This window comes from Bacillus sp. FSL L8-0152 (assembly GCF_038006365.1).
Taxonomy (GTDB): domain Bacteria; phylum Bacillota; class Bacilli; order Bacillales; family Bacillaceae_G; genus Bacillus_A; species Bacillus_A cereus.
The window spans coordinates 1,270,888-1,290,144 of the sequence record NZ_JBBOVB010000001.1 but is presented as its reverse complement, the minus strand read 5'-3'; the positions used below and the strand labels follow the sequence as shown (position 1 = coordinate 1,290,144).

Sequence of the window (19,257 nt, the reverse complement as noted above, 5' to 3'; positions counted from 1 at the left end):
AGGAGGCACAAATATGGAAAGTAAATCTGCGGTTCAGCTTTATCTCGAATTGCTAAAGAAGACAATTTTATTTGAAATATGGTTGGAATATGAGGCATACTTACCCGCATCTCTACATATTTCGAAAGAACTAGAATTCGAACCAGTTACAGTCCCCCTCCCTTTATTCATTAAGCAATATGCTGAAAACCATAACTTAAAAATTGTAAAACCAAATGTTTCAAAAAGTGAACGTCATGATGGAATGGATTGGCCAAGAGCAGCACATAGCATGATTGGTCGAGAACGTATGAACCAATTACAAGAGGCAATGGAAACCGTTGTTCGTGAAAATATAGAAGGAGATTTTATTGAAACAGGTGTATGGCGCGGAGGATCATGCATTTTTATGAATGGTTTTTTACAAGCAAACAACATTACGAATCGTAATGTGTGGGTCGCAGATTCATTTGAAGGTTTGCCAGCACCGAATCTAGAACAATATCCAAAAGATTACGGTGATTATTTACACACATTCGATTACTTACGCGTCTCTTTAGAACAAGTACAAGAGAATTTCAAAAAATATGATTTACTAAATGATCAAGTGAAATTTTTAAAAGGCTGGTTTAAAGATACTTTACCAACAGCACCAATTGAAAAAATAGCAATTGCACGGCTTGATGGTGATATGTACGAATCTACAATGGATGGTCTCGTGAACTTATATGATAAAGTTTCTAAAGGTGGCTATATAATTATCGATGACTACGGGCTACCGCCATGCGCTGAGGCTGTGACAGACTTTAGAAATCAACGGAATTTAAAAGCCCCTATTACTAAAATTGATGTATTTGGCGTTTATTGGAGAAAAGAATAAAAAAAGATTTAATCTATAGGAGATTCCATTTCTACTCATCCTTCTCTCACTTCTAATCCAATTAAGTATTCTTTTTCGGAATCTCCTTACATATAACAATGGTTTTCCTGTGTTCTCTCACTACAAATTGAAAATTTTATTAATAGATTTACTGCATCTTCTCATACAAGAAAGGGGTATACTCATGAGCGAACTTAACAAAGAAATGACTTTACTCCCCCCTCCTGAACTCGTCCAGTATGTAGGTGGCGACTTCAAAAAAGTTGGAAAAGAGTTCCTAAAGCATTTTATTCAAATTGGCGCTTTAAAATCAAATGAAAAAGTATTAGATGTAGGCTGCGGCGTCGGCCGAATGGCTGTACCATTATTGAATTACTTAAATGATGATGGAGCGTATTATGGATTTGATTTGTTTAAAGATGGAATTATTTGGTGTCAAAATAACATTTCAACTATGCGTAATAATTTTCACTTTGAACATGTTGACATATACAATCAATTCTATAATCCAGAAGGAACAGAAGATGCCTCTCAATATCGTTTTCCCTATGAAGATGGGACATTCGATTTTATCTTTTTAACTTCTGTATTTACACATCTTCTCCCAAAAGAATTAGAACATTACGTATCTGAAATTGTACGTGTATTAAAAAAAGACGGGAGATGTTTCATTACATTCTTTCTAATAAATCCTGAATCGTCCTATTATTTAAATGCAGGACAAAGTACATTAGGTTTTTATCATCGAATTGAAAATTGCTACGTTGTGAATAAAGATATTCCAAATTTTGCAGTTGCTTATCCTGAGACAGATATTTGCAATCTATTGAATAAGTACGGCCTAGAAATAATCAATAAGCCGCATTACGGTTTATGGTGCGGCAGACATGAATATACAAGTTACCAAGATATTGTTCTTACAAAAAAAAACTTCTGAAAGGAAGTTATGTATGATGAATGAAAAAAATCTACCTCTCGTTTCCATCCTTATTCCCACTTATAATCGGCCTCATTATTTTAAAATTGCTCTAGAAAGTGCATTGGCACAAACTTATTCAAATATTGAAATCATTATCGGAGATGATAGTACAAATGATGAAACAGCAACTTTAATACGCGAACAATACTTACCAAATTATAAAAATATAACATACATTCGAAATATCCCTACTCTAGGACAATTTCACAATGACCTTATGCTCATAGAAAAATCAAATGGTGAGTATATAAATTTTTTAATGGACGATGACGTGTTTTATAAGCATAAAATACAAAAAATGATGACCTATTTTGAGCAAGATCCCAATAAAAATCTTGCTCTTGTTACTTCTTATCGAGTACGTATTGATGATCATGGAAATCTAATAGGTGATTCCCATCCAACACAAAGGTTATATAGTGAAGACACTCCATTAAACGGGATATTTTTAGGTAATTGGATGTTAAAGGGCGGGCACAATATTATCGGTGAGCCTACAACTACTTTGTTCCGAAAAGAATTGCTCACTGATCCTTTTGGTACTCTTAAAGAGCGACAATATTCTTGTAGTGTTGATATGGCCTCATGGATTTCTTTACTTTCTAAAGGAAATGCAATATACATTTCTGAGCCTTTAAGTCAATTTCGCTACCATGCTGGACAACAAATACACAATAAGCTCCTTCAAGGTTGTGAAGATTTCACACACCTCGTTATAACAGCAAAAGAATATGGCTTTTTACAAAATACTACGGACTATAGAGCAGCTCTACTTAGTGCTTACCAATGGTGTAAAAGTTCCTTAAAATACTATCTTCATCAACTAGATATTTTTCCTGACGCACATGTACGTCTTTCCCATTGTTTGGATATAATTATTAAAGAGTTAAACAATTAAATTACTCTGCAAAATTAAAAGTGTATGGGCTATATGCGAATCATTCGTATAGTTCATACATTCTTTCTCATACTATAAAATCCATTACTATAAAGAGCATTAGAAAGGAATACCTACATTGAAAGATCCAAATTCTCAATATCAAATAGACTACGTATTACTATTTATTTTATTTGCCATTGGGATTGTTAGTTGTTGTGCTATTGCAAGTGCGCAAGCCTCTTTACCGCCATTTTTACAAAACGTCAATTTTGTACTAAAGCAAATCCAATGGTATTTCATTGGATTTATAGCCATTGGTGTTATTATGATTATCGATTTCGATCGTTATCAAAAAATTGCTTGGTATTTGTATAGCTTTGCAATGGTACTACTTATTGGACTAGAACTTCAAGTACCAGGTGCCGTTACAATTAAAGGCGCTACCGCTTGGTACAGGCTCCCAGGCATCGGGAATTTTCAGCCTTCTGAAATTATGAAATTGTTTTTAATTATCGTCATTGGAAGAATTATAGCAAATCATAATGAGAAATATTTTCCCCGAACAATGCGTGATGATTTTTTATTACTTGGAAAAATATTTGCGACAAGCTTGCCACCACTACTACTTATTGCAAAAGAACCAGATTTAGGAAACACAATGGTCATTTCAGCGATGCTTGCAGCAATGATACTAGTTTCTGGCATACGATGGCGTTTTATTTTCGGATTAGTTTCAGGTACTTTCGTTGCTGGATCTACATTAATATATATTTTTTTTACTCACACAGATTTCTTTAAAGCACACATTTTAAAAGAATATCAATTAAATCGCTTCTACGGATGGTTAGCACCTTACAAATATAATGCACAAGGCTATCAATTAAGACAAGCATTCTTAGCGACTGGATCCGGAGAAATGCAAGGAAAAGGGTGGGAAAATGGACAAGTATATTTTCCAGAACCACATACAGATTTTATTTTCACTAATGTCGCTGAACAATTTGGATTTCTAGGCGCAAGTGTCATTATTTCTCTTTTTTTCTTACTCATTTTTCGAATGATTCATATTGCTTTAGAAAGTAATGACCCCTTCGGTAGTTACATTTGCGCTGGTACAATCGGAATGTTTACTTTCCAAGTATTCCAAAATATCGGGATGACAATCGGATTACTTCCCATTACAGGGATAACATTACCTCTTATGAGTTACGGAGGAAGTTCACTGCTTACATACATGATTGCGATTGGATTCATTTTAAATGTTCGCTCAAGAACGAAAATCTTTATGTTTAAATGAACAACACAAAAACGCTATATTTTTATCTCTATCCTTTTTTAGATATACTAATGAAAAATACGATGGAGGTTTAAATATGAAATATGACATTATAGGAGATATTCATGGATGCTTCCAAGAGTTTCAAAATTTAACAGAGAAGCTAGGATATAACTGGAGTAGCGGTCTACCGGTTCACCCTGACCAACGTAAACTTGCATTCGTTGGCGATATTACAGACCGTGGTCCTCATTCATTACGTATGATTGAAATTGTATGGGAACTTGTCATACATAGAAAAGAAGCTTATTACGCTCCTGGAAATCACTGTAATAAACTATATCGATTTTTCCTTGGGCGTAATGTAACAGTCGCTCACGGACTTGAAACAACTGTTGCTGAATATGAGGCACTTCCTTCTCATAAGCAAAACATTATAAAAGAAAAGTTTATCACTCTTTATGAACAATCACCGCTCTACCACATACTAGATGAAAAAAGAGTAATCGTATGTCACGCTGGGATTCGGCAAGATTACATAGGAAGACGAGATAAAAAAGTACAAACCTTTGTATTATATGGCGATATTACAGGAGAAAAGCATGCCGATGGCTCACCTGTCCGTCGCGATTGGGCGCAAGAGTACAAGGGGCAAGCTTGGATTGTATATGGACATACACCAGTAGCAGAACCTCGATTCGTCAATCAGACAGTCAATATTGATACTGGTGCTGTATTTGGTGGCAAATTAACCGGATTACGTTATCCTGAAATGGAGACTATCTCTGTCCCTTCTTCGTTACCTTTTGTCGCTGAGAAATTCCGTCCAATTTCATAACTACCTTACTTAGCATTATTTAGGCAGATTTCATATAAAACTAGGTAAAGTAATTAAAAAAAGATGCAATAAAGTGCATCTTTTTTTAATTACCCTACATATAATGTCGCAGGAGGTGACAGAATGAAGAAAAAATCTTCTAAACAAAAAAGAAAATTTCCCCCTTTATATCTGCCCATGTACGGAATTAACAACTGGTGTAGTATTCGGGCTGCAGCGATAGAAGAACTGGAAGAACAAGAGTCATCAAAAAAAAGCAAAGTAAAACCAACATATGTCTCTTTAGAAAATGCTGTGATGAGCCGCATAATCGATCGTAAAAAAATAAAGATGAAACAAAAAAATAAACAGCTCTCAAATCAAGATGAACAGGTACTACATTCTAACCAAACAGAAGAAAAGGCCGAAGAAAATATTTCTGTAGCAATAAATAAAAAAGTGGAACCAGAAATTCCAGCTGCTATTATAAACAAAGTAAAAAAAATAAAAGAGGCATTGGCTTCATCGAATGATATACAAACTGAAAAACCACTCATAATTGAGACACCTACACCTGAAAATACAAAAGTTAAAAGGGGCGGCCGATATGCATATGCGGAGGGGCTTCACTCTCATGCGGAGGGCATGGCAGCACATGCGGAAGGCTTATTAACACACGCAAAAGGTTCTTTCTCTCATGCAGAAGGATCAAACTCAAAAGCAACCGGACATAGTTCGCATAGTGAGGGAAGTGAAACGACAGCAAGCGGTGCTTATTCTCATGCGGAGGGTAAACAGACGATTGCTTTAGGCGAAGCAGCACACGCAGAAGGAACCGCAACTATCGCTAACGGATCCTCTTCTCATGCGGAAGGTCATCATACATCAACAGCTCATTTTGCAGGTAGCCATATTATGGGGCGCTTCGGCACTGCAGAAGAAGCTTATTCTTGGTTTATTGCAAATGGTGTAAACGACACCGACCATAATATCGGGGCTAAATGGCTCGCCCATAATGGAGAAATGTACATTGAGGGCGCGTCTTACAATGCAAGCGGAACGGATTTTGCACAAATGTTTGAAACAGAAGGTCATAAACCTATTGATGTCGGTTATTTCGTTGCATTTAGTAGCGAAGAAAAAATTCGGATAGCTACTTCACACGATTCTTTCATTTTAGGAATATCTAGTGCAACCCCTGCACTTATAGGAAATAGCGGGGCTTTAAGTTGGCAAAAACGCTATAAAACAGATAACTTTGGAAAACGCCAATATGTATGGACGGAAACAGAAGAAATACAACCTCTTTTAAATACAGAATGGGATCCAGCTTGCAAATATGTAGCAAGAAAAGATCGCGCCGAGTGGCTTCCTGTCGGATTAATTGGACAAATGTTAGTACGTGATGACGGCACTTGCGAAGCACATGGATATTGTCGTCCAAATGACAATGGCATTGCTACAAAAGCCGAAAGTGGATTTTTCGTTATAAAGCGTACGGGTGAAAACCAAATTTTAATATTATTCCGCTAAGAAAAAAGGGAACAAAATTCTTTATAATATAAGAATTTTGTTCCCTTTTTAAGTATGCCGCAACACTTCTTGCATATCGCTTGGAAGCTTTATAGTGAAAGACATCTCTTTCTCTAAAATAGGATGATAAAACGTCAAAGATTTACTATGAAGTGCTTGCCGTTTCATTTCATCCCTTCTCCCTCCATATAAGCTATCACCAAGTAATGGATGTCCTATATGAGCCATATGCACACGAATTTGATGCGTTCTTCCTGTCTCAAGCTCAAGCCCTACATGTGTCTTATCATATGTACTATCAATTACTTTAAAATGAGTAACTGCCCTTTGTCCATCTTCACAAACCGTTCGCTCAATAATGCTATCAGATTTTCGACCAATTGGTGCATCAATCATTCCTTCTCGTTCTACAATCTTTCCGTGAACAATTGCTTCATACGTTCGTTTCACAGCTTTTTGTTGATGCTGCTTCGATAAAAGATGATGCACGAAACGATTTTTTGCAATAAGCATAAGCCCTGAAGTATCACGATCTAACCGTGTTACAATGTGCACTGTACTTGCAAGATGCTGCTTATCATAATGAGATAAAATCGCATTGGCAACACTCCCTGTCGGATGTTCTCTAGACGGAATCGTTGACATGTTCGCCTCTTTATCAATGATAAGAACCGCATCATCTTCATATACAATGCATAAAGGGATATCTTCTGCCATCATCCCTTCACTTCTTTCCTCGACTGGAAAAAAGACACTTAATTCTTCACCAGCGCGCAACTGATGACGAACACTCGCATGTTGACTATTTACTTCAATTGCCCCGCCGTGAAACTTTATATCCGTTAAAGCGGCTTTAGAAATACCTTTCGTTTTCAAAAATTCCCTAACTAAAGTTCCCTCTTCAGCCAGCCCTATATCCCATTTCAATGTAAATCTGTTCAAATATATAACCCTTTCTATTTATCTGCAACAAACGAGTCACGAACTCGTTTCCAGAACGGGAACGGGCGGAAACGAACAAATCGTACTTTCTCGTTTGCGACGCGATACTGGATTGATTTCACATCTTGATGGACCATTGTTAAATGATCCACTGTAATTTGTAAGTTCATTCCTGCAGCCGGCTTTAACACACATGTATGATGCTTCGGCAATACGAGTGGCGATCCTACAGTACGAAACACACGATTGTTAATGGACGCCATTTCTGCAATTTGAATCGCTTCAATAGATGGGTGAATAATTGCTCCGCCAAGCGCTTTATTATACGCAGTACTTCCTGAAGGAGTAGAAATACAAAGACCGTCCCCGCGGAATGTTTCAAAATATTCTCCGCGTATTTCTACTTCTGTTACTAATGTACCTTCTGCACTTTTTACAGTCGCCTCATTCATCGCTAAATACTGTGACTCTTTACTTCCATTCACATAGCGAATAATAACTTCTAAAAGCGGATATTCCACCACTTGGAATGGTGTTTTTGCAATCGCAATTACTAATTTCTCTACTTCTGTCGGTAACCAATCTGCATAGAAACCTAAATGTCCTGTATGTACACCAACAAATGCTGTTTCATCCAATCGATTATAATAACGATGAAACGCATACAAAAGCGTTCCATCTCCCCCAACAGAAATTACAATATCGGGTTCCTTTTCATCCATTATAAATCCAAAATCTAGCAAGTACTCTTTCATCGTGCTTGCCAGTGTATCTGATGATTGATCTCCCTTTGACATAATTGTAAATTTCATCGCCCAACACCCTTTAGTTTATGATTCGGAATCTTTCGTTTCTTGCTTTCTTGAAAAAGCCTTTTGCGCTTCTTGAATTTCAAGACGAATAGAAGACATTTCTTCATCTAATAAAAACGCCGCTTCAGCTGCACGTTGCAAGCGTATTTTAATATCTTCAGGAAAACGTCCACTATATTTATAATTTAAAGAATGCTCAATTGTTGCCCAAAAGTTCATTGCTAGCGTGCGTATTTGGATTTCTACCAATACTTTTTGTTCACCCTGAATCGTTTGAACAGGATAACTAATGACAACATGATAAGAACGATAACCGCTATCTTTCTTTTGCGTGACATAATCACGTTCTTCCACGATTTCAAAGTCATTTCGTTTTCGAAGATATTCTACAACAGGCTTAATCTCATCAACAAATTGACACATCATTCTAAGCCCAGCAATATCCTGCATATCTTCTCTCAATCGGTCTAGCGGTACATTTCTCTTCTCCGCTTTATCAATAATACTTGCAACCGACTTTACCCTTCCTGTTACAAACTCAATTGGAGAATGCTCTGTTAACATTGCAAATTGAGTACGCATTCCTTTTAGTTTCACTTTCAGCTCTGCCACCGCTTGGTGGTAAGGTGCTAAAAATTCTTCCCAATTTCGATTCATTTCAACCACCACCAAAATCAATCCATTTGCTTATAGAAATACTTTTTCTACAGCAGTTACTAATTCTTCTCCGTAATTTGCATTACCTTCAATATTTTCAACTAAATATTCTACTTCTTCTTTTAATCCTTCTAATTCCATTTCAATGTCATTCACGCTAACGAACATAACCACATCGTTATTCATCGCTTCATGCATTGCTTCCCAGCATGTGTGCGGAATACTTACATAAATAAAAGATGATTCATTTTCTAAGATATATAAAAATGATAAATTGTCTGAGTCTACAAGTACGTGATTACGTGCACTTAACTCCTTTACCTCTATTTCACTATTTTCCGCACAAAAAATAAGAGCATTCTCTCTCTTTTCTACGCTCTTAACTTGGATTTTATTTTGCATGCTCTAACTCCTCCATCTCAACTTCCTGTCTTACTTAACAGTATTATTGTATCATAACATGGACGCAAACAAATAAAACATTGAACCAAATTTATGAAAAAGCGATAATGTGTAAAGAATTATTTTTCAAAAGGAGATTATACAATGACACAAGAAATTGAAATTGAATTCAAAAATATCGTTACAAAAGAAGAATTCGATACATTATGCAAATCGTTTTCTATTGAAGCATTTACGAAACAAGTGAATCACTACTTTGAAACACCTGACTTCTCGTTAAAAGAAGCTGGCTCTGCACTTCGTATTCGTCATAAAGGAGAAACTTATACGTTAACGTTGAAACAACCTGCAGAAATCGGTTTATTAGAAACGCATCAAATCGTAACAGAAGACGAAGCAAAAATGATGATGGAAACAAACACAATCATTCAAGGAGCAGTAGTAGATCAATTACACAAATTACAAATTCCTGTTTCTGCTTTAACATATATGGGTAGTTTAACAACAGAAAGAGCAGAAACATTATTTAAAGGCGGAACGCTTGTCTTTGATCATAGTTTCTATTACAATCACGATGATTATGAAATTGAATTTGAAGTGCAAGATGAAGAAACAGGAAAAGCTGCATTTATTCATTTATTAACGCAACATAACATACCTGTTCGTCATACAAATAACAAAGTAAAACGCTTTTTCCTTGCCAAACAAAACAAAGCACGCTAAAGTGAAAATTCCACTAGTGAATATGTTTCGCTAGTGGATATACCTCACTAAAAAAATTTACATCCGTAGAATAAGCAAAGAATCTTTGAGAAGGCTGTTTATTTGCCCTCTCGAACATTCCATTGCTACAATAGATATACATTTCATGGAAAAAGGAGTTTATAAAGGATGAGCAAGCAACCGATGACACCATTTGAAGCAATTGGCGGTGAACAATGCATTGCAATATTAGTAGATACATTTTATTCCTATGTCAGTAAACACCCTGACTTATCTCCCATCTTCCCGGAAGATTTAACAGAAACCGCTAGGAAGCAGAAGCAATTTTTAACACAATATTTAGGTGGTCCTAATTTGTACACTGAAGAACATGGTCATCCTATGTTAAGAGCACGCCATCTTCCGTTTGAGATTACTCCAAAACGAGCAGAGGCTTGGCTATCATGTATGGAGCAAGCAATGGATGATACTGGAGTGCATGGTCATATAAGAGAGTTTGTTTTTGAACGTTTAGCATTAACCGCTCAGCATATGGTTAATACTCCAAACGAAACAGGTGAAGTGTAATGGATAAGCAGGAAGCAAAGCATATAAATATGCCATCTCCTTCCGCATGCGAGCATAAGTCTGTAGAAGCATATTTATTTATTGATCCACTTTGTAAAGATTGCTGGGAAATTGAGCCTTTTATTATTAAACTATGGCTTGAATACGGGAAATACTTCTCTATTCGTCATATCGTAACAGGAAAAGTGGATGGAACGAACGCTTCCTCACACAAATGGAATAAACCTGCTAATATTCGATTTGTGTGGGAAAAGACAACAAGTTTACAAGGTTTTTCATGTGATGGAAAGGTACATATGCAAGAAGCATCGTCAACACCATATTTAGTTTCGATGGCGATTAAGGCAGCGGAGTTACAGGGCCGAAAAGCAGGTTCGAAGTTTTTGCGAAAACTCCAAGAATACATTTTCCTTGAAAATGTATCAACCCCTGACTGCGAACTATTACTTGCATGTGCGAAAGATAGCAATATTGATGTAGAAGAATTTAAAAAAGATCTACATTCTGCTAGTGCAAAAAAAGCTTTCCAATGTGACTTGAAATTCACGAATGAAATGCATATTACAGAAATACCCTCCCTCGTCTTTTTTCATGCGAACTCAGATGAAGAAGGTATTAAAATCGCTGGAAATTATTCCTACGATGTATACGTACAATTATTGAAAGAACTTGTAAAATGTGAAATTGAGCCAGAACCATTACCACCTTTAGAAGTGCTACTAGAAGCAACACAATTTATATCTTCAAAAGAAGTAGCATTTATTTATGACTGTCCGCAACAAGAAATTGAGCGCGAGCTTAAAAAATTACAACTGAAACGAAAAGTACAAATGATTGAAGTAAAATGCGAACGTTATTGGAAATGGATAGCAAAAGAAAAAGACCTGGTGTAAACACCAGGTCTTCTTCTTTACGGCTTATAAAAATATTAAAGGGGATGGGAGAAATTTTCACGTTCAAACAAAGGGGTATATGTTTGTATGTGAATTCGTTCACGCTTATTATATTACAAGATTCGACGTCAGATGACAACCCCTTTTGTCGAATTTCACACTTTTGTCACATTCTAAACGTTTTCATTTTTGAATAAGCTATAAAAAAGGTCATTTAGGGGGTTTATTTATGAAAAAATCTTATATTGCTCTTCTCTTTCTAGCTGTCATCATTTCTTTTTTCTTGTACATCCTCTCTCTACTACAAGCTTTTCCTAAAATTATTGCCTTACCTCTTTTATTCGGAATCATCGTTATCACTCTCTCTTATTTCAATCATAAAAAACGATTCAAAGGGTTTTAATTTCAAAAATCAGCCATAAAACTATCCTTTCAGTTAGAAAAACAAAGAAATTCACCTTGTTTTTTCGACATATATCGACATTTAATCTATTCAAAAAAAGACGAGGATACAATCCCTCGTCTTTTTTCATTACTTTTCTTCAAATAATAATGCTTCTAATTCATTTAATTTCTCTTCAAATACTTGTAGTGCCTCTTTTACTGGTTCAGGAGATGCCATATCTACTCCTGCTTTTTTCAGCACTTCAATTGGGTAATCAGAGCTTCCTGCTTTTAAGAACTCGTTAATATAACGTTCTACTGCTGGTTGTCCTTCTTCTAAAATCTGTTTAGATAGAGCAGTCGCTGCACTAAATCCTGTTGCGTATTGATATACGTAATAGTTGTAGTAGAAGTGTGGAATACGAGACCATTCTAAACCAATCTCTTCGTCGATTACTAAAGCGTCACCGAAATATTTCTTATTTAAATCATAGTAGATTTCCGTTAGCATATCTGGCGTAACAGCATGTCCTTCTTGTACTTTCTTATGAATAATATGTTCAAACTCTGCAAACATCGTTTGACGGAATACAGTACCACGGAACCCTTCTAAATAATGATTTAATAAATATAGACGCTCTTTCTTATCTTCTGTCGTTTTTAATAAATAATCATTTAGAAGCGCTTCATTACAAGTAGATGCCACTTCTGCTACAAAGATGGAATAATCACCATATACGTGCGGTTGTGTTTTTCTTGTATAGTAACTATGCACCGAATGACCAAACTCATGAGCAAGTGTAAATAAGTTATTTACATTATCATGCCAGTTCATTAAAATATACGGATTTGTTCCATATGCACCAGATGAGTATGCCCCGCTTCGTTTTCCTTTATTCTCATACACATCTACCCAGCGATTTTCATATGCCTCTTTCAAAATATCAACATATTCATCACCAAGTACGTTTAAAGATTTTAATAAAAGGTCTTGTGCTTCTTCGTATTTCACATTCATTTTCACTTCTGGTACAAGTGGTGTATATAAATCATACATATGAAGCTCATCAAGTCCTAATGCACGCTTACGAATATCGATGTAACGGTGTAATAAATGTAAGTTGTCATTTACCGTTTCAACGAGTTGATCGTATACTGCTTCCGGAATATTATTATTGCTCAGTGCAGCTTGGCGAGCAGAATCATATTTACGAACACGCGCATTGAAATTATTACGTTTTACTGCTCCACTTAACGTACTTGCGAATGTATTTTTAAATTTCCCATACGTTTCATATACAGCTTTAAATGCATCTTCGCGAACACGAGGATCATCACTTTCTAAAAACTGAATGTAACGGCCATGTGTAATTTCTATTTCTTCTCCGTCTTCACCTTTAATAGATGGGAATTTTAAATCCGCGTTATTCAACATACCGAATGTATTGCTTGATGAACTCATTACTTCAGATGCTTCCGCTAATAAAGCCTCCTCAGCTTCTGATAATACGTGCGGGCGTTGACGTGTAATTTCTTCTAATGCATGTTCATATACACTTAAATCTCTATTTTCCTTCAAGAATGTTTGCATTGTATCTTCTGAAATCGATAAAATTTCAGGCACAATATACGCTGTGCTACTAGATACTTGTGAATATAAATTTGTTGCGCGATCATTTAATGCTTGATATACAGAGTTTGTTGTATCTTGATCGTAACGCATATGAGCATATGTATATAGCTTACCTAATCGCATTGAAATTTCATCTTCATATTGCAATGCCTCAAGTAAATTGTCCGCAGAGTCACCAAGTTTCCCTTTAAATTCAGTTAACTTCGGTAATAGCTCTTTAATAGCCTGGAATTCTTTTTCCCATTCTGCATCCGTTTGGAAAATATCTTCTAATCGCCACGTACTTGCTTCTTCAATCTCGTTGCGATCTGGTAATGCTTTCGCTTTGTTTTGTTCAGACATTCTTTAAGCCCTCCTTTAAATATCTCTACTTAAGTACAATTCGTTTTTTCTTATGTAATTCCTTCACAATCATTCTTTATTATATCCCCTTTTCCTCCTCTCATGTTAAAATTTGCCTCAAATAAAGATAGCGCATGTATTAAGCAAATCTCATCATGTTTCATAATTTCCTCCTCTGTTTTTAACATCACGGCATCCCTTATTTTTCGGTACGTATAACTTCCCACTTTATGCAATACACCTATATAGCATAAAAATGTCATATATTCAGTAACTGCCACTTTCCATGTGTGCTGTGAAAAGTACGGAAGTATCCGCCTTTTCGTATACCTTTTTACATAACTACACACATATTGAAGAGAAATACACTCTCCTACTGCAAGCCCCCCTATACACTTCATATATAGAAAAGCTTGCCATATAAATGGGTTTGTTTGAAAAGCAAATCCAGAAGGGAGTGGAACACCAATTTCAGAAGGAAAGCTCGCTGGGGTACATTTAAATTGATATAAGAGGCGTAATAATGACTTATAGTTATAATTCCAAATAGGCAGAGCGTTTTGCCGAAAATAATCCTTTCGCTTCTTCCATTCTCGTTCTAATATTTCCTTTTTGAAAGGAACAGGAGAAAAAAGCATTTCAAAAGTAGTCGTTTCAATTGGTAAATATATAATATGTGAGAAAGAGACGCTTGTAGAAAATGAAGTGATAAATGCACATTTCATAAATGATTTTTCTTTCGAACAGAAGAAAATAAGAAATGGTTGAGGATAAGATTGTAAGGAGAAAGCCATAAGTGAGGAGAATTTCATCCAATATGCCGATTGCTTTTTCAATTGATTTCCACCAACGATCCAAATGACCTGTATACCAGCTCGCCAATATGAATAGGTTCTTTTGTACAGCTGCTCTATAGCAAGGTTTGCACATTGGTATTCAATTGCAATTTTTCTGCCCGCCCTCTCTACAAAAATATCTGGTCGTTGCTTAATTTCCGGAAGGTAGTACTCAATATCCACCTGAAAGTTTTGACGTTTGAACCATCTATATAACAATTCTTTACCGTGCATATGATACGTTGATTCCGCTTCATAAAAGGCAAGACATGAATCCACTTTTTTATGAGCAAAATGCCAACTTTTTTGTTTCCCTAATTTCATTTGCACTTCCTTTCCACAAGCTACACAAAAGAATCGTTCCTGTTGGCGCATACGGCGCAAAAGCTCTTCATTACAATTATAGAGTAAATGAATTTTTTCTCCGTTTTCTCTTTTAGCTATAAATATCGGAATCACACCCTTTCAGCTCCTTATATTCTACAATTTATTACAAATTCCTTTTAAAAAAGAGATGTCCCAATTTCGGACATCTCTTTTTATAATAATGGCGATAATAACCGGTACGTTGATTCAACAATTCGTCTATGCAGACGCCTTTTATGAAAACGATCGACGTGAATTTCACTGGATTCTTCTAAATCGTCTTTAAAGTCTTGAACAAGTCTTTTAATGCTATCTGTATCATATAAAAAGGCATTTACTTCAAAATTCAAATGAAAACTTCTCATATCCATATTAGCTGTCCCAATTGAAGCTAAATCAGAATCAACGATGACAATTTTACTATGAAGAAAACCTTTTTCGTATTCATATATCTTTACTCCTGCGTCTAAAAGCTCTGGGAAGTACGATCTCGATGCGTAAAAGACAGTGCGCTTATCAGGTTTACTCGGCATCAACAAACGGACATCAATACCAGCAAGTGCAGCAACCTTTAATGCGGATAAAATATCATCATCCGGAATAAAATACGGCGTTGCAATCCAAATAGATTTCCGAGCAGAAGCGATCATTGCGAAATATAAATGCTTAATCGTTTCCCACTTATTATCGGGGCCGCCTGCAACTAGCTGCACTCCTCCCCAATGATCACCCTCAACTGCTTTTGCTTGTAAATATTCAGGAGCTAGCACAGCCTCTCCAGTCATATAAAACCAATCTTGAAGGAAAATAAGCTGTAAACTTTGAACCGCTTCACCACGTAAATACAAATGAGTGTCTCGCCAAAAGCCAAAATATTTACTTTTTCCTAAATACTCATCACCAATATTTAATCCGCCCACAAACCCTTCGTTCCCATCAATCACAACAATTTTCCTATGATTTCGATAATTAATCTTATCGTTTAAAATCGGAAAGCGCACAGGAAAGAACGGAATCATTTCTACACCTGCATCGTTTAATTCTTCAATATACGATTTCGATAACTTAAAACTTCCAACCGCATCATATAAAAAGCGAACAACAACGCCCTCTTTTGATTTTTGTATTAAAATATCTTTAATTTCTGTTCCTAATTTATCATCACGCACAATGTAATATTCCATATGAATGTGATGTTTCGCTCGTTTTAACCCATTTAAAATGGCCTGAAACGTTTCATCTCCATTTGTTAATGTCCTCGTTTCAGTTTGAAATGAAATATTTAAAGCACCTAATCGATCCGCTAAACGAAATAACAGTTCTTGATGCTTATGATTGCGTAAAATTCGTTCTTCGTAATCTTCATGCCCTTTATATTGTAAAAATGCCTGTTCATCAAGTAACGCCTTCTTTTGAAACATTCTTTTTCTCCGAAAATTTTGTCCAAATAATAAATAAGCAAAGAAGCCAAACACAGGAAAAATCCCTAACACAATTAACCATGTAAGTGTTTTAGATGGGTGGCGATTTTCTAAGAAAATAACGCAACCAATTAAAAACGCAGATACTGTAAATAAAATACTAATAATACCTAAAATCGAAACATCTTTTATCCCAATCACATCTGAATAAAATGCTACATCAATAAACATACGTAACGAAACAAATAATGCGAACAATAGCAGGATAAAGAAAATCAGCTTTAACGTATTTTTCATCTCTTACCTCCTAACTAAGAAAGCTTTCCTATTCTTCATATAAAAAGCCGATTTCATACTACAGAAATCGGCCTACGTTTTAGCAGGAAAATTATTGCGAATCGTTTCAAGCGCATGCTCTTTCACAATTTGTTTTCCATACTCACTTACACGATGAATTGTTAAAGTTGATTCTTCCCCATATTCTAAAACAATACTTAAAATACGATCGATTTCTTCTTCATCATGTAGCACTTCATCGAATTCCACATATACATAATAGCGGTCCTCAAATGAATACAGCTCATCTTTTATATCTTCAAAGATAAGACGATGACTTAATGAAATGACATCTTCAAAATCATTAAATTTAATTAAAAAGCCAAACGTACCATCTTCATTAAAGTTTGTTCCTGTTTGTTCTTCTACCTCTTCGACTAACTCTTGTTGGAATAATGATTCGATGCCTTCATCTAGAGGAATATCTATAATTTTGTCTACCCCTATCGGTAGTTCCAGCTTTTGTCCGTCCTTTGAAAGCTCTGCTTTCGTGACAAGTACTTCAATCCCTTTATCGACTGCTTGCACTTGAATCCATAACGGCCCATCAATAAAGAAATCGTCATGATCACGAGCTTCGTCCATCATCTCCCAAAAGAGCTCTTCACTTCGTTCGCGATCATACCAAATTTCTTCACGATTAAATCCTCTATCCTCTATATCAATGTACGTAATAAAAAATTTCATCGTATGATCATTAATTCTTTCAATATCCAAAATACAACTCTCCCTTCCTGCTTAGAATTGTTATGAAGGGATTCCCCACTCATATGACAAATCAATAGATTCTTGTACTCTCATTTTATGATAAGATTCTCCAGAATGGAAATAAAATCGATTTATTTTACAAAAATAGTTATATGCCTATCTTTACTCGATTAACTACATAAATATATTATTATAGCGATTTCTTACTTACAAAAAATTTGGACATACATTTCCACATTCCCCCGTACACTGTAATAAAGTGAAACTTCTATTGAAAGAGATTATTTAACAACAACTTTCTTCATCACATACATACAGTTCGCTTATTAAAACATCATAAATGGAGGCAGACGAATGGACTTAGAGTTTTTAACATCCGTACTAATGATTGTCGGTATCGATGTTGTATTAGGTGGTGACAATGCAATCGTCATCGCACTAGCTAGCCGAAATTTACCTGAATCGAAACGAAATAAAGCTATTTTGATCGGTACTCTTTTAGCAATCGTACTAAGAATTGTCCTTACTATACTAGCTGTCTATTTACTCGACATTCCATTTCTACAATTGATTGGCGGGGTTTTACTTACATTAATTGCAATCAATTTATTAACTGATGATAGCAATGACCTTTCTGCCATTCAAGGAAAAACAACTTTATTTCAAGCTGTGCGGACAATTGTTTTCGCGGATCTCGTTATGGGGTTTGATAATGTTATTGCCATTGCAGGTGCAGCTCACGGGAGATTTTTACTCGTCATAATCGGCTTACTCATTTCTATCCCTATTATTATTTGGGGCAGTAAACTTATTTTAATACTTATGGAACGATTTCCATTCCTCATTTATTGCGGTGCAGCAATTCTTGCCTATACTGCAGGGAAAATGGTTACACATGAAGACAGACTTGCAATCTTTTTTCATAACAACCCAAGTTTCACCGCAAGCATTCCTTATTTGTTCATTTTCACTATTTTATGCATCGGCTTTATCGTAAAACAAGTTCGATTACGCAATGTGAAACATTAAAAAAAACCTTCTACTATATAATAGGTAGAAGGTTTTCATATTATTATAATTAATTTACAAGACGTTGTGCTTCACGTAATTGGAACGTTCTTACTGTACGTGGTAAGAAACGGCGAATTTCGTCTTCATTGTAACCAACTTGAAGGCGTTTCTCGTCAATCATAATTGGACGACGTAAAATCCCCGGATAGTCACGAATCATCTTATATAAATCTTGAAGTGGTAAAGATTCTAAGTTTACATTCAATTCTTGGAAAACTTTCGAACGAGTAGAAATAATCTCATCCGTTCCGCTTTCTGTCATACGTAAAATCTCTTTAATTTCCTCAATCGTTAATGGATCTGAGAAAATATTACGTTCTGTATAGGGAATATGATTTTCCTCTAGCCATAATTTCGCCTTTCTACAAGACGTACAGCTTGGAGAACTATATAATGTTACCATACAAAGCTCACTCTCCTTAAAGAGTACAAATTCTGTACTACATACAGTTTTAATTTCTAACTTAAGCAATTTTTCGCGATAACTTGTCTTATTGAAAAGTACAAAAATCGCATTTCATGTAAGCAACAACTTATAATAAACAACAATTACTTTTAATAAGTAACTTCTATAATCATTATACAATAGATTTTGCAAGAAATATACAGTAAATTTCCTGCTAGTTGAGAAAACTCTTCCGTGTATTCCACTGCTATGCAACATGATTACGCTCAATTTAGCTGTACTTGAACAATAACTTTCAACCCTTTTAGTACTCACTTCCTCTAGATTCTTCATATAATATATAGTTATTTATCTATAATCTTCCCTATGAAAAAGAGAACGTTTTCTTACTTTTTCCTGATAAATCAATTAAGA

Annotated in this window: 20 protein-coding genes; 11 read left to right on the top strand and 9 right to left on the bottom strand. The window is 35.5% G+C overall.

What is annotated here, in order from left to right; all coding sequences use genetic code 11:
• The first annotated feature begins 13 nt into the window (after positions 1-13).
• From MHH27_RS06505 to MHH27_RS06480, 6 genes are all read left to right on the top strand, one after another.
• Positions 14-859, top strand: coding sequence for a TylF/MycF family methyltransferase (locus MHH27_RS06505; RefSeq protein ID WP_000444386.1), 846 nt, complete (start codon positions 14-16; stop codon positions 857-859).
• Positions 860-1,043: 184 nt separating this feature from the next.
• The gene (locus MHH27_RS06500) at positions 1,044-1,796 is read left to right on the top strand and encodes a class I SAM-dependent methyltransferase (protein WP_065228468.1); all 753 of its coding nucleotides are present in this window, start codon (positions 1,044-1,046) and stop codon (positions 1,794-1,796) included.
• Between the two features lie 13 nt (positions 1,797-1,809).
• Entirely contained in the window at positions 1,810-2,736 is a 927-nt protein-coding gene (locus MHH27_RS06495; RefSeq protein ID WP_065228475.1) for a glycosyltransferase family 2 protein, read from the top strand.
• A 118-nt stretch (positions 2,737-2,854) separates the two neighbouring features.
• Positions 2,855-4,015 carry an FtsW/RodA/SpoVE family cell cycle protein gene (locus MHH27_RS06490; protein ID WP_340941972.1) on the top strand — a complete coding sequence of 387 codons (1,161 nt, stop codon included), beginning with the start codon at positions 2,855-2,857 and terminating at the stop codon, positions 4,013-4,015.
• A gap of 76 nt (positions 4,016-4,091) precedes the next feature.
• Positions 4,092-4,832, top strand: a complete 741-nt coding sequence (prpE, locus tag MHH27_RS06485) for a bis(5'-nucleosyl)-tetraphosphatase PrpE (protein ID WP_000872702.1) — start codon at positions 4,092-4,094, stop codon at positions 4,830-4,832.
• Between the two features lie 123 nt (positions 4,833-4,955).
• Positions 4,956-6,344 (top strand): peptidase G2 autoproteolytic cleavage domain-containing protein, encoded by a 1,389-nt coding sequence (locus tag MHH27_RS06480; protein WP_090975815.1) that lies wholly within the window; start codon positions 4,956-4,958, stop codon positions 6,342-6,344.
• 48 nt (positions 6,345-6,392) lie between these two features.
• Here the strand turns inward: MHH27_RS06480 and MHH27_RS06475 are convergent, their stop codons facing one another.
• The 4 genes from MHH27_RS06475 to MHH27_RS06460 are packed head-to-tail and all read right to left on the bottom strand — an operon-like array spanning position 6,393 to position 9,157.
• Entirely contained in the window at positions 6,393-7,286 is an 894-nt protein-coding gene (locus tag MHH27_RS06475; protein WP_065228464.1) for an RluA family pseudouridine synthase, read from the bottom strand.
• 14 nt (positions 7,287-7,300) lie between these two features.
• On the bottom strand, positions 7,301-8,098 hold the full coding sequence (locus MHH27_RS06470) for an NAD kinase (RefSeq protein ID WP_000673190.1): 798 nt from the start codon (positions 8,096-8,098) through the stop codon (positions 7,301-7,303).
• A gap of 18 nt (positions 8,099-8,116) precedes the next feature.
• On the bottom strand, positions 8,117-8,755 hold the full coding sequence (locus MHH27_RS06465; protein WP_001081482.1) for a GTP pyrophosphokinase: 639 nt from the start codon (positions 8,753-8,755) through the stop codon (positions 8,117-8,119).
• Positions 8,756-8,785: 30 nt separating this feature from the next.
• Positions 8,786-9,157 carry a UPF0738 family protein gene (locus tag MHH27_RS06460; RefSeq protein ID WP_001180005.1) on the bottom strand — a complete coding sequence of 124 codons (372 nt, stop codon included), beginning with the start codon at positions 9,155-9,157 and terminating at the stop codon, positions 8,786-8,788.
• Positions 9,158-9,301: 144 nt separating this feature from the next.
• Between MHH27_RS06460 and MHH27_RS06455 the strand changes: the two genes are divergently transcribed.
• From MHH27_RS06455 to MHH27_RS06440, 4 genes are all read left to right on the top strand, one after another.
• Positions 9,302-9,880: a CYTH domain-containing protein gene (locus tag MHH27_RS06455; RefSeq protein ID WP_065228463.1), complete on the top strand. Its 579-nt coding sequence runs from the start codon at positions 9,302-9,304 to the stop codon at positions 9,878-9,880.
• A 168-nt stretch (positions 9,881-10,048) separates the two neighbouring features.
• The gene (locus MHH27_RS06450) at positions 10,049-10,447 is read left to right on the top strand and encodes a globin domain-containing protein (protein WP_000043386.1); all 399 of its coding nucleotides are present in this window, start codon (positions 10,049-10,051) and stop codon (positions 10,445-10,447) included.
• Positions 10,447-11,340, top strand: coding sequence for a ClpXP adapter SpxH family protein (locus tag MHH27_RS06445; RefSeq protein WP_000360660.1), 894 nt, complete (start codon positions 10,447-10,449; stop codon positions 11,338-11,340). Before MHH27_RS06450 ends, MHH27_RS06445 begins: the two co-directional genes overlap by 1 nt.
• 229 nt (positions 11,341-11,569) lie before the next feature.
• Complete coding sequence (locus MHH27_RS06440) at positions 11,570-11,743, top strand: hypothetical protein (protein WP_000750352.1); 174 nt, start codon at positions 11,570-11,572, stop codon at positions 11,741-11,743.
• A gap of 129 nt (positions 11,744-11,872) precedes the next feature.
• On the opposite strand, the gene pepF is transcribed toward MHH27_RS06440, so the two are convergent.
• The 4 genes from pepF to mecA form a co-directional block, all read right to left on the bottom strand.
• Positions 11,873-13,699, bottom strand: coding sequence for an oligoendopeptidase F (pepF, locus tag MHH27_RS06435; RefSeq protein WP_089170608.1), 1,827 nt, complete (start codon positions 13,697-13,699; stop codon positions 11,873-11,875).
• A gap of 50 nt (positions 13,700-13,749) precedes the next feature.
• Entirely contained in the window at positions 13,750-14,994 is a 1,245-nt protein-coding gene (locus MHH27_RS06430; protein ID WP_097822431.1) for a competence protein CoiA, read from the bottom strand.
• Positions 14,995-15,074: 80 nt separating this feature from the next.
• Entirely contained in the window at positions 15,075-16,619 is a 1,545-nt protein-coding gene (locus MHH27_RS06425) for a cardiolipin synthase (RefSeq protein WP_000799191.1), read from the bottom strand.
• 72 nt (positions 16,620-16,691) lie between these two features.
• A complete protein-coding gene (mecA, locus tag MHH27_RS06420) occupies positions 16,692-17,375 on the bottom strand; it encodes an adaptor protein MecA (protein WP_000350715.1) in 684 nt (227 codons plus the stop codon).
• Between the two features lie 345 nt (positions 17,376-17,720).
• On the opposite strand from mecA, the gene MHH27_RS06415 reads away from it, so the two are divergent.
• Positions 17,721-18,395: a TerC family protein gene (locus tag MHH27_RS06415; RefSeq protein ID WP_053565018.1), complete on the top strand. Its 675-nt coding sequence runs from the start codon at positions 17,721-17,723 to the stop codon at positions 18,393-18,395.
• 49 nt (positions 18,396-18,444) lie between these two features.
• Here the strand turns inward: MHH27_RS06415 and spx are convergent, their stop codons facing one another.
• Positions 18,445-18,840, bottom strand: a complete 396-nt coding sequence (spx, locus tag MHH27_RS06410; RefSeq protein WP_000258267.1) for a transcriptional regulator Spx — start codon at positions 18,838-18,840, stop codon at positions 18,445-18,447.
• Positions 18,841-19,257: the final 417 nt, after the last annotated feature.

Excerpts from the sequence above, each read along its gene's own strand:
- MHH27_RS06505 (WP_000444386.1), top strand. The coding sequence starts at position 14 with ATGGAAAGTAAATCTGCGGTTCAGCTTTATCTCGAATTGCTAAAGAAG.
- MHH27_RS06460 (WP_001180005.1), bottom strand. The coding sequence starts at position 9,157 with ATGCAAAATAAAATCCAAGTTAAGAGCGTAGAAAAGAGAGAGAATGCT.
- MHH27_RS06440 (WP_000750352.1), top strand. The coding sequence starts at position 11,570 with ATGAAAAAATCTTATATTGCTCTTCTCTTTCTAGCTGTCATCATTTCT.
- MHH27_RS06470 (WP_000673190.1), bottom strand. The coding sequence starts at position 8,098 with ATGAAATTTACAATTATGTCAAAGGGAGATCAATCATCAGATACACTG.
- MHH27_RS06445 (WP_000360660.1), top strand. The coding sequence starts at position 10,447 with ATGGATAAGCAGGAAGCAAAGCATATAAATATGCCATCTCCTTCCGCA.
- pepF (WP_089170608.1), bottom strand. The coding sequence starts at position 13,699 with ATGTCTGAACAAAACAAAGCGAAAGCATTACCAGATCGCAACGAGATT.
- MHH27_RS06455 (WP_065228463.1), top strand. The coding sequence starts at position 9,302 with ATGACACAAGAAATTGAAATTGAATTCAAAAATATCGTTACAAAAGAA.
- prpE (WP_000872702.1), top strand. The coding sequence starts at position 4,092 with ATGAAATATGACATTATAGGAGATATTCATGGATGCTTCCAAGAGTTT.
- MHH27_RS06480 (WP_090975815.1), top strand. The coding sequence starts at position 4,956 with ATGAAGAAAAAATCTTCTAAACAAAAAAGAAAATTTCCCCCTTTATAT.
- MHH27_RS06495 (WP_065228475.1), top strand. The coding sequence starts at position 1,810 with ATGATGAATGAAAAAAATCTACCTCTCGTTTCCATCCTTATTCCCACT.
- spx (WP_000258267.1), bottom strand. The coding sequence starts at position 18,840 with ATGGTAACATTATATAGTTCTCCAAGCTGTACGTCTTGTAGAAAGGCG.
- MHH27_RS06415 (WP_053565018.1), top strand. The coding sequence starts at position 17,721 with ATGGACTTAGAGTTTTTAACATCCGTACTAATGATTGTCGGTATCGAT.
- MHH27_RS06425 (WP_000799191.1), bottom strand. The coding sequence starts at position 16,619 with ATGAAAAATACGTTAAAGCTGATTTTCTTTATCCTGCTATTGTTCGCA.
- MHH27_RS06450 (WP_000043386.1), top strand. The coding sequence starts at position 10,049 with ATGAGCAAGCAACCGATGACACCATTTGAAGCAATTGGCGGTGAACAA.
- MHH27_RS06465 (WP_001081482.1), bottom strand. The coding sequence starts at position 8,755 with ATGAATCGAAATTGGGAAGAATTTTTAGCACCTTACCACCAAGCGGTG.
- MHH27_RS06500 (WP_065228468.1), top strand. The coding sequence starts at position 1,044 with ATGAGCGAACTTAACAAAGAAATGACTTTACTCCCCCCTCCTGAACTC.